Consider the following 3761-nt stretch of genomic DNA (forward strand, 5'->3'; position numbering starts at 1 on the left):
CACAGCTCCGCCGCCCGGTCCACGGGCACGATCATCTTGTAGCCGTATTCCCCGGTGAAGCCCGAACGGGCGAACAGGACATCGACGTCGGACCAGATGGCCTCGACGACCGAGTCGAGCGGCAGCGCGGCCAGCTCGTTGTCGATCAGTCGGCCGATCACTCCCCAGGAGTACGGGCCCTCGATGGCGATGACGGTCCGCTCGCCACGCAGGTCGGTGAGCTCGACCTCGCCTGTCGCGCGGGCGCGCAGGTGATCGAGAAGGCGCGTCCCCCCGCCGACGGATGATTCGACGATCGCGCCGTCGTCGTGGCCCCAGACCACCACGACGTCGACGATGTGCCCGTCGTCGTCGAGGACCAGGCTGGTGAGCGTCCGCTCGGGGGTGAGGAACTCGACGTCGCGGGCCAGGATGTCCTGGAGGAACGCGGGCGCGTCCCGGCCGGCCACCAGGATCAGGGCGGCGCCACCCAGGTCGACCAGTCCGGCGCGGTCGCGGAGGCTCGAGTACTCGGCGTGGCTGTCCTCGTACTCGCTCACCACCACGGAGTCGCCGACCAGTTCCGTCACGGCGTCGTCCGGGTGGACGGTGGACAGGGGGGTGATGAAGGTGCTCATGAGTGTCCGTTCGTGGGTCGTGGGGAGGGATCGGAGATCGAGAGGACGCCTTCGGCCGCGACCGAGTCACCGACCCGGGCGGAGACGCGGTACTCGGCGAACCCCCGGCCACCGGCCGAGCGTTCGCTCCTCAACAGGAGGGTGTCGCCGGGGACGACGGGGCGGCGGAAACGCATGGAGCGGACCCCGGCCAGGTAGCTGACCGGCCCGGCCCCGGCGAGGGAGAACACCACGCCCGACAGCTGGGCGAGGCTCTCGATGATGACGACACCCGGCAGGACCGCCTGGTCGGGGAAGTGTCCCTGGAACCACATCTCCGTGCTCGTGACGTTCTTGATACCGGTTCCGTGGGTACCCGGTTCGATCTCGGTGATCCGGTCCAGCAGAAGCATCGGCCACCGGTGCGGGATCCGCTCACGGATCTCGTCGCAGTCCATGGCCACCTGGCCGGTCCGGATCCTGGTCGACGTCATCACACCGGCTCCGGGACCCGGATCAGTTCCGGCCGGACGGTCTCCGCCAGGCGCGAGACTGACCCGAAGACCGTCATCTCGCTGTCGTACAACGCCACGTCGAACTCGGCCTCGATCGCCACGTAGAGCTCGAGGACATCGAGACTGTCCAGTTCCAGACCACGACCGAACAGCGGCTGGTCATCGGTGATCCACGCGGGGGCGATCGGGAGGTCGAGACGCTCGACGATCATCTCCTTGATCTGGTCACACACCTCCCGGCGGAGGCGGGCGGTCTCACGGATCTCGTCGATGTTCACAAGTGCTCCTTGAAGTGTCGGGTTCGGGGCTGTCGGGGTCGGGGCTGTGGAGTTCGAGGCTGTGGAGTTCGAGGCCGTGGGCGGTGGGGTCGGATCAGTCCGAGAGCGGGTCATTCGAGCCCGCCGCCGTTCGCCACGAGGACCTCGCCAGTGACGAACGAGGCCTTATCCGAGGCGAGGAAGGCGATGATGTTCGCGATCTCCTCCGGGTACCCCATCCGGCCGAGCCGGATCCGGTTGGCGTACCCGTTCCTCAGGTGGGCGGGCACGGCGCGGGTCATGTCGGTTTCCACGAAGCCCGGGGCCACCGCGTTCGCCCGGATGCCGTGCCTGGCCCCCTCGAGGGCGAGTGCGCGGGTGAACGCGATGATGGCGCCCTTGGAGGCCGCATAGTTGGTCTGTCCGGGGAATCCACCGTCGAGGCCACTGGCCGACGAGACCGTGACGATGGCGCCGGCACGCCTGGCCTGCATCATCCGCATGGCCTCGCGACAGACGTAGAAGGTGCCGTCCATGTTGACGGACATCGTCTCGCGGTACTGACGGGTGGACATCCCCACCAGATGGCGGTCGTTGGTTACCCCCGCGCTCGTGACGGCGATGTCGAGCCGACGGTGGTCGGCGCGGATCTTCTTGAACAGGTCCCGGACCGAGTCCTCCTCGGTGACATCGCACTGGACGGCCTCCGCGGTCCCGCCCGCCTCGGCGATCTCGGACACCGTCTCCTGTGCCGAGCCCGCCGACGCGGAGTAGTTGACCAGAACGTGGACGCCGCTGCGGGCGAACTCCTTGGCCGCCGCGCGACCGATCCCACGCGATCCCCCGGTCACCAGGGCTACGGCACCGTCGCAGAACATCCGCAGACCACCTTCCTGTCCGGTTTCTCGGGCCGCGATGGTCCACCGCGGCTGTCGGGTCCCGACGCTATCGACGCGGTCTATCACCTCGATATCACCGGGCTTTCATCCCGTTGACCTGCGCGGTTACACCCTGGAAGGTCGCCTGTATGAACTTCGACCCGGGCGCCGGCCCCGACACACCGCAGATCGTCGACGTACTCGTGGTGGGGGGTGGACCGGTCGGACTCGCGACTGTGGTCGAGCTCGGCCGGCGGGGGATCTCCACTGCGCTCGTGGAGCGTCACGACTCGACGTCGGTGTTCCCCAAGGCGCGTCTGCTCACCACCCGGACCATGGAACTGTGCCGCGAGTGGGGAGTCGAGCAGGAGGTGGAGGCAGCGGGCATGCCCCGTGAACTCAGCCTCGCGCTCGGCATCGGTAGGACCCTCACCTCACCGGACTTCAGGCACGAGGTCGCCAGGATCTCCGAGGACAGATCCCAGAGCCCCACCTATTCGTACATCTGCACGCAGGACCGGTTCGAGCAGATACTCCACCGCCTGGCCGTGGCGACACCCCACTCCGGACTGCACTTCTCCACGACCTGTGACCGGGTCATGGATCACGGCGACCACGTGACGGCCGAGGTGACCGGACCGGAGGGTGCGCGAACCATCCGCGCCGAGTACGTGGTGGCCGCCGACGGGCACCGCAGCCCGACCCGGCACGGTCTGGGTATCCGCACCGACGGCCCACCGCCGCTGGGCCACATGCTCGCGATCATGTTCGACGCGGACCTCGGTCCGCTCCTCGAACACCGCCGCGGCGCGCTCTACTTCCTCCACGGCGACTTCTACTGTGTGATCGAGTCGGTGGACAACAGCCGCACCTGGACGCTCCAGACGGCCTACGATCCCGAGCTCGGTGAGGGACCGCAGGACTACACCGACGAGCACTGCACCCGGTTGGTCCGGGCAGCCGTCGGCGTCGACGACCTACCGGTGGGCATTCTCGGCCGGATGCCCTGGACCCAGCAGGTCTTCGTCGCCGAGTCGTTCCGCTCGGGACGGGTCTTCCTGGCCGGGGACGCCGCTCATGTCGCGACCCCCCAGGGTGGGTTCGGGATGAACTGCGGGCTCCAGGACGCCCACAACCTGGCGTGGAAACTCGCCGCGGTACTGCGGGGTACGGCGGGACCGGGACTGCTGGACAGCTACGAGGTGGAGCGTCGACCGATCGCCCAGTGGACCGTCGAGGAGAGCCTGCGCAACGCCGTCATCACCCTGGACATGATGGAGGACCGACTCACGGTGGCCGAGGCGGGCGACCTGCAGGCTCTCCGCCGTCGTTCGGAGGGCCTGGTCCTCGGGTACCACTACACCTCGGACGCGATCGTGCCCGACGGGTCCCCGGCACCCGATCCGGAGGACCCGTACCTCACCTACGTCGCCACCACCCGCCCCGGGCACCTGCTCCCCCATCTGCCGCTGCCGATTCCCGTCGGCTCGGACGGCCCGGTCGGCCCGGTCGGCT

5 protein-coding genes are annotated in these 3761 nt (G+C 68.6%); 1 reads left to right on the forward strand and 4 read right to left on the reverse strand.

Annotation, left to right across the window (positions count from 1 at the left end; all coding sequences use genetic code 11):
* The 4 genes from G6028_RS07085 to fabG all read right to left on the reverse strand — a co-directional run.
* Window positions 1–617, reverse strand: a 617-nt coding sequence (locus G6028_RS07085; RefSeq protein WP_206685737.1) for a hypothetical protein, incomplete at its 3' end; no start/stop codon positions are given.
* Window positions 614–1090 (reverse strand): 3-hydroxyacyl-ACP dehydratase FabZ, encoded by a 477-nt coding sequence (gene fabZ / locus G6028_RS07090; RefSeq protein WP_182658448.1) that lies wholly within the window; start codon window positions 1088–1090, stop codon window positions 614–616. The genes fabZ and G6028_RS07085, both read right to left, overlap by 4 nt.
* Entirely contained in the window at window positions 1090–1389 is a 300-nt protein-coding gene (locus G6028_RS17900) for an acyl carrier protein (protein WP_107746552.1), read from the reverse strand. The genes fabZ and G6028_RS17900 overlap by 1 nt, the downstream gene beginning before the upstream one ends.
* A 110-nt stretch (window positions 1390–1499) precedes the next feature.
* Window positions 1500–2246 carry a 3-oxoacyl-ACP reductase FabG gene (gene fabG / locus G6028_RS07100; RefSeq protein WP_107746551.1) on the reverse strand — a complete coding sequence of 249 codons (747 nt, stop codon included), beginning with the start codon at window positions 2244–2246 and terminating at the stop codon, window positions 1500–1502.
* 149 nt (window positions 2247–2395) lie between these two features.
* Between fabG and G6028_RS07105 the strand changes: the two genes are divergently transcribed.
* Window positions 2396–3761 (forward strand): FAD-dependent monooxygenase (locus tag G6028_RS07105; RefSeq protein ID WP_182658450.1); only part of this gene is annotated, 1366 nt, incomplete at its 3' end.

The organism is Dietzia cercidiphylli (assembly GCF_014145145.1).
Taxonomy (GTDB): Bacteria; Actinomycetota; Actinomycetes; order Mycobacteriales; family Mycobacteriaceae; genus Dietzia; species Dietzia natronolimnaea.

Coding starts and splice junctions, on each gene's coding strand:
- fabZ (WP_182658448.1), bottom strand. CDS start 1,090: ATGACGTCGACCAGGATCCGGACCGGCCAGGTGGCCATGGACTGCGAC.
- fabG (WP_107746551.1), bottom strand. CDS start 2,246: ATGTTCTGCGACGGTGCCGTAGCCCTGGTGACCGGGGGATCGCGTGGG.